The 5,461-nt window shown below is 71.1% G+C and carries 7 protein-coding genes; 3 read left to right on the top strand and 4 right to left on the bottom strand.

Annotation, left to right across the window (positions count from 1 at the left end):
• On the bottom strand, positions 1 to 1,214 hold a 1,214-nt coding region (locus tag AB0M20_RS25085; RefSeq protein ID WP_364302091.1), incomplete at its 3' end, for a hypothetical protein.
• A gap of 66 nt (positions 1,215 to 1,280) precedes the next feature.
• Positions 1,281 to 2,318, bottom strand: coding sequence for a ribosome small subunit-dependent GTPase A (rsgA, locus tag AB0M20_RS25090; RefSeq protein ID WP_364302093.1), 1,038 nt, complete (start codon positions 2,316 to 2,318; stop codon positions 1,281 to 1,283).
• A gap of 166 nt (positions 2,319 to 2,484) precedes the next feature.
• Here rsgA and AB0M20_RS25095 point away from each other — a divergent pair, with 166 nt between their 5' ends.
• Entirely contained in the window at positions 2,485 to 3,189 is a 705-nt protein-coding gene (locus tag AB0M20_RS25095) for a maleylpyruvate isomerase family mycothiol-dependent enzyme (RefSeq protein WP_364302095.1), read from the top strand.
• On the top strand, positions 3,189 to 3,845 hold the full coding sequence (locus AB0M20_RS25100) for an MBL fold metallo-hydrolase (protein ID WP_364302097.1): 657 nt from the start codon (positions 3,189 to 3,191) through the stop codon (positions 3,843 to 3,845). Before AB0M20_RS25095 ends, AB0M20_RS25100 begins: the two co-directional genes overlap by 1 nt.
• Before the next feature lie 6 nt (positions 3,846 to 3,851).
• On the opposite strand, the gene AB0M20_RS25105 is transcribed toward AB0M20_RS25100, so the two are convergent.
• On the bottom strand, positions 3,852 to 4,268 hold the full coding sequence (locus AB0M20_RS25105; RefSeq protein WP_364302099.1) for a type II toxin-antitoxin system VapC family toxin: 417 nt from the start codon (positions 4,266 to 4,268) through the stop codon (positions 3,852 to 3,854).
• A 2-nt stretch (positions 4,269 to 4,270) separates the two neighbouring features.
• Positions 4,271 to 4,522 carry a type II toxin-antitoxin system Phd/YefM family antitoxin gene (locus AB0M20_RS25110; protein WP_364302101.1) on the bottom strand — a complete coding sequence of 84 codons (252 nt, stop codon included), beginning with the start codon at positions 4,520 to 4,522 and terminating at the stop codon, positions 4,271 to 4,273.
• 126 nt (positions 4,523 to 4,648) lie between these two features.
• Between AB0M20_RS25110 and AB0M20_RS25115 the strand changes: the two genes are divergently transcribed.
• Positions 4,649 to 5,461, top strand: an 813-nt coding sequence (locus AB0M20_RS25115; protein WP_364302103.1) for an ABC transporter permease, incomplete at its 3' end; no start/stop codon positions are given.

Raw genomic sequence — 5,461 nt, forward strand, 5'->3', positions numbered from 1 at the left:
GTCACCGCGACCATCGTCGGGGTGACCATCGCGAACCGGGTCACGCTCACCAGATCGATGATCGGCACGCGGCTGACCAGCCCGAACGGTAACGGGATCGAGGTGTCGTGCCGACCCACCCGCAGGTACGGGCCCATCGAGACGACCAGCATCACCAGCGCGGCGACGCCGGCCGCCCTGGCGGCGGTCACCCGGCGGAGCAGGATCAGCGACACCACCAGCAGCGCCAGCAGCGGCAACCCGAAGAACGTGTTGTCCTCCGTCGGGCTGATGCTCAGCCAGCGCCCGACCGCGTTGTTGCCGGCCAGCGACTGCCGGGCGTAGGCGCCCACCGCGAGCAGATCGGTGACGAACTTGCACGGCACGAACGGCTGACCGGAGTAGGAGCCGGGCCCAGTGAACTGCCAATACAGGGGGTACGCGAGCAGCACACCCGCGGTCACCGCGGCGACCCCGAGCCCGGCGGTGAACCGCCCGATCAGCGGACGCGTCGCCGGCCACGCCATCGCCGCGTACGCGATCACGAAAACGCCCAGCGTGAGCGCCGTGAAGAGCAGGACCTCCTCGTTGATGAAGACCTGCAGCACGATCAGCAGACCCAGCACGATCCCGCCGCGCAGCACCCGCCCCGGTTCCCGCAGCCGCACGACCTGCCAGACGATGAACGGCACCACGAACTGGCTGACGAAGTTGATATGCCCGTTCGCGTGCGACACCATCGCCGGGCAGAACCCGCACCACAGCCCGCCGACCCAGGCCGCGAAACGACTGCGCACCAGATGCCGGGACAGCACCCAGTACCAGGCCGCCGCCGTGCCGGCCAGGCCGAGCGTCAGCAGCAGGACGACCGAGACGCCCGGACCGAGGAAGTGGGTGATCGGCGCGAGCGGCAGGCTCAGCGCCAGCACCGTCGTGTTCGCCATCATGTTGATGCCGTCCGGCACGTTCAGCCGGTCGGAAAACAACGGGTTGTCGCCGTGGAAGAGCACCCGCTCGCCGTGCGCCACGACGAAGAGGAAGAAGCCGTGGTCGTCGTCGTTGTGCGACAGCACCCGGCCGGCCGGGTCGATCCACAGCCGGATCAGCACCAGCGTGGCCAGCACCGGGTAGCTCAGCCAGGCCCAGACCCGCAGCGCACGGGGGCGCACCGGCCGCGGGAGCCGATCCGCCGCGGCCCGATCGGCCTCTTCCGCCAGTGCACGCACCGGCTGCATTCTGCCAGGGCGCCGCCCTCAACCCCGCCGCCGCCCCAGAGTTGAAGGGCCGGACTGCAGGCGGTCCTAACCCCGCCGTCCGCGGCGTCCGGCCGCCTTGGCCAGCCGGACCGCCTGCCGGCTGCTCTCCACCGCCACCTCGCGCTGCAGCTTGCGCCAACTCTCCAGGCGGCGGGCCGACAGCGTGCCGGCGGCCACCTCGGCCCGCACCGCGCAGCCCGGCTCGGCGTCGTGCCGGCAGTCGCCGTACCGGCAGAAGCTCGCCAGCTCGGCGATGTCCGCGAAGGCCTGGTCCAGCCCGGCGGCGGTGTCCAGCAGGCCGACGCCCCGGATGCCCGGCGTGTCCAGCACCGCCCCGCCGCCGGGCACGGGCACCAGATTCCGGTAAGCGGTGGTGTGCCGGCCCTTGCCGTCCGCGCGCCGGATCTCCTGAATCGGCATCACCTCGGCCCCGGCCAGCGCGTTGACCAGGGTCGACTTGCCCGCGCCCGACCGGCCGAGCAGCGCCAGCGTGCGGCCGGGGGCGACCAGCTCGCGGATCGGGTCGAGCCCGGTGCCCTCGGTCACGCTGATCGCGTGGACCGGGACCCGCGGCGCGAGGAAGGACATCTGCTCGGCGAGCGCGTCCGGGTCGTCGGCGGTGTCGGCTTTGGTGAGTACGAGTACGGGCTGAGCCCCCGACTCCCAGGCGAGCGCGAGCAGCCGCTCGACGCGGGAGTCGTCCGGTTCGGGGTGGATCGGCTCGACCACCGCCACGGTGTCCATGTTCGCCGCCAGCACCTGACCGACCGAGTCCTTGTCGGAGGTGCGGCGGATCAGACAGGTACGCCGCGGCAGCACACACTCCACAGTGGTCCGACGGTCCGGCCAGCGCCGCAGCACCACCCAGTCGCCGGCACACGGCAGCCGGGCGGGGTCACCGGCCGCGGCCAGCAGCACTCCCCCGCCCAGCGCGGCGCGGGAGACACCGGTCTCGTCGAGGACGGTGCACACGCCGCGATCGGCGCGCAGCACCCGGCCGGGGAAGGCGTCGGAGCGGCTCTTCGACCGGAATGCGGATACGAAAGTGTCGTCCCAGCCCAACTGGGACAGGTCGTGCTTCATGGGAGCCCTATCGTGGGGTCAGGCGCGGGTCTCCGCGCGACGGGACGCACCCAGGTTGACCAGCACGCTTCCCCACCCCCATCCGCGGCTTGTGACCATGCGTCTGCCACGAACGGTACGGCGACCCTTACACGTGGCGAAAGCGAATTCCGACTAGGGTTTCACCGTGACGATCGATCCGCTGGTGCTGATGACCGATGTCGAGGCGGCGACCGAGCGCTTGCTGCGTACCGCCGAAGGTCTTGATCCCTTGACCGTGGGCAAGCCGTCGGCGCTGTCCGGGTGGACCGTGGGGCACGTGCTCACGCATGTGGCGCGCAACGCGGACGCCTACACCAACCTGCTGACCGGCGCCCGGACCGGGGAGGACATTCCCGGGTACGCCTCGCCGCAGGAGCGGATCGCGGGCATCGAGGACGGCGCCGGGCGGCCGCTGCGCGAGCAGGTCGTGGACATCCGCGACGCGCACGAGCGGTTCGCGGACGCCGCGGCGGCGATGCCGGCCGAGGCATGGACCCGGATGCTGCCGTCGACCGGTCAGTCGGCGGCCGCGGTGCCGTGGGCGCGGCTGCGCGAGGTGGAGGTGCACCACGTCGACCTGGGCGCCGGGTACAGCCCGGCGGACTGGTCGGACGCCTTCGCGCTGCGGCTCCTGCGGGAGGTGGCCGGCGGGTTCGACCCGGCCCAGCTGCGGCTGGTGCTGCGCCCGTACGGCATCGATCACCCGCTGCTGCTCGGCGACGACCCGGACGCGCCCGTCGTGGGCGGCCCCACCCGCTCGCTCGCGGCCTGGCTGACCGGCCGCGGCGACGGCGCCGACCTGACCGTCTCGCCGGACGGCGAGCTGCCCGTCATCCCGAGGTGGAAGTGATGCCGGACTACACCGGAGACGTGAGGCCGGGCGGCCCGCCGGCGGTCCGGTCACTGCCCGGCCTGACCATCACGAAGGTGTCGGTCGGCCCGATGGACAACAACGCCTACCTGCTGCGGTGCAACGCCGACGGCAGCCAGGTGCTGATCGACGCGGCGAACGAGGCGCCCCGCCTGCTGGAGCTGATCGGCGGCGCCGGTCTGACCGCCGTGATCACCACCCACCAGCATCGCGACCACACGGGCGCGCTGGCCGAGGTGGTGCGGGCGACCGGCGCGGAGTCGCTGGCCCACGAGGCCGACGCGGCGGAGATCCCGGTGGTGACGCGGACGCTGACCGACGGCGAGACGGTCGCGGTGGGCGACTGCTCGCTCGAGGTGATCCACATCGTCGGCCACACGCCGGGTTCGATCACCCTGGCCTACCGGGACCCGTCCGGAACGGCACACCTGTGGACGGGCGACAGCCTCTTCCCGGGCGGCGTGGGCAACACCCGCAAGAACCGGAAGAACTTCGAGTCCCTGATCGGCGACGTCGAGACGAAGCTCTTCGGCCGCTTCGCCGACGACACCTGGTTCTACCCGGGCCACGGCAAGGACTCGACGCTGGGCGCCGAACGCCCGTCCCTGCCGGAGTGGCGAGCCCGCGGCTGGTAGCGGGCCTCAGGCCGGCTCGAACGGGTTGACGACCGCGACGCCGGTGCCCTCGACGTCCTTCACGTTGCGCGTGACGAGAGTCAGCCGGTGGACCTTGGCGGTGGCGGCCATCAGAGCGTCCACCGGTGGCGGAGGCTGCGGCACAGCCAGCAGGCGACCCCACTCCTCCGCGACGGCGACCGAGACGGGTAGTAACCGCTGCTCATATGTCTCGACGACCTGGTCGAGCCAGGAGTCGATCGCCGCAGCGCGGCCGGCGTCGCGCGGCCGTAACCGCTCGATGCCTTTCCGGATCTCGCCGATGACCATGACGCTGAGGTAGGCGACTTCGTCGGCGTTGTCGCGAAACCACGTGACCACTCGCCGGTCGGGCGCGCTCCTCCGCATCTCCGCCACGACGTTGGTGTCCAGCAGGAACGACACAGTCAGTCCGTCAGGTCGACGTCGCGCGACGGCTCGGTCGAGCGCTCGATGTCGAGCCCGTCATCCACCACCGGTCCCGACTGCAGGAAGCGCATGAAGCTGACCGTCTCGCCGCGCATGCGGCGGTAGTCAGCGATGTCGATGACCACCGCGACCTCTTCGCCGCGTTTGGTCACGATCTGCGGGCCACCGTTCTTGGCAGCCCTCAGCACCTCACTGAAGCGCTGCTTCACCTCTTGCACCTGCCACATCATGAGGCACCCCCTGTCTAGACTGACTAGACAGGTAAACGATACCGCACCGCAGATGACTGACGCCGATACAACTGTGAACGCTCTCCGGCCTTGCCGCATGACCAACTAAAGCGATAGGAAAAGGGGGTGACAACGGTACAGCTTCCGGCGGCCGCTCCCCCGGTCGCCGGGCAGCCGGCGAACGCGCCGATCAAGAAAGACAAGCGCCGCATCCTGCTCCGCCTGCTCTCCCTGGTGGTGCTCTACGCCATCTGGGAGATCGCGGCGCGGGTGACGCGCAACCCGACCTTCATCCCCTCTCCCGGCGCGGTCTGGCATCAGCTGATCCAGACGTCCACCACCCACGACGGCATCCGCGGCTACAGCGGGCACCTGCTGATCGAGCACCTCGGCGTGAGCCTGCGCCGGATCCTCATCGGCTCCGCGATCGGCGTCGGCGCCGGTCTGGTGATCGGTGTGGTGCTCGGCACGGTCGCCTGGGTGCGCGTCGTGGCCGAGCCGGTCATCACGTTCATCCGGGCCCTGCCGCCGCTGGCGTACTTCAGCCTGTTCATCATCTGGTTCGGCATCGACGAGACGCCGAAGCTGTGGCTGCTGTCGATCGCCGCGATGCCACCCGTAGCAGTCGCCACCGCGGCCGCCGTCCACTCCGCACCCACCGGGCTGATCGAGGCGGCCCGCGCGCTCGGCGCCGGGCGCTGGGACGTGACCCGCGACGTCGTGCTGCCCAGCGCCCTGCCGGAGATCTTCACCGGCGTCCGGCTGGCGGTCGGCATCGCGTACTCCTCGGTGGTCGCCGCGGAGACCATCAACGGCGTACCCGGCATCGGCGGCATGGTCCGCGACGCCCAGCGCTACTCCCAGACCGACGTGGTCGTCCTCGGCCTTTTCGCCATCGGCCTGTCCGGCCTGCTCATCGACGCCCTGCTACGGGTTGCC

This window comes from Actinoplanes sp. NPDC051633, assembly GCF_040681735.1.
GTDB lineage: Bacteria > Actinomycetota > Actinomycetes > Mycobacteriales > Micromonosporaceae > Actinoplanes.

Bases quoted from the DNA above. Each gene is read 5' to 3' on its own strand.
- rsgA (WP_364302093.1), bottom strand. From the start codon at position 2,318: ATGAAGCACGACCTGTCCCAGTTGGGCTGGGACGACACTTTCGTATCC.
- AB0M20_RS25100 (WP_364302097.1), top strand. From the start codon at position 3,189: ATGCCGGACTACACCGGAGACGTGAGGCCGGGCGGCCCGCCGGCGGTC.
- AB0M20_RS25110 (WP_364302101.1), bottom strand. From the start codon at position 4,522: ATGATGTGGCAGGTGCAAGAGGTGAAGCAGCGCTTCAGTGAGGTGCTG.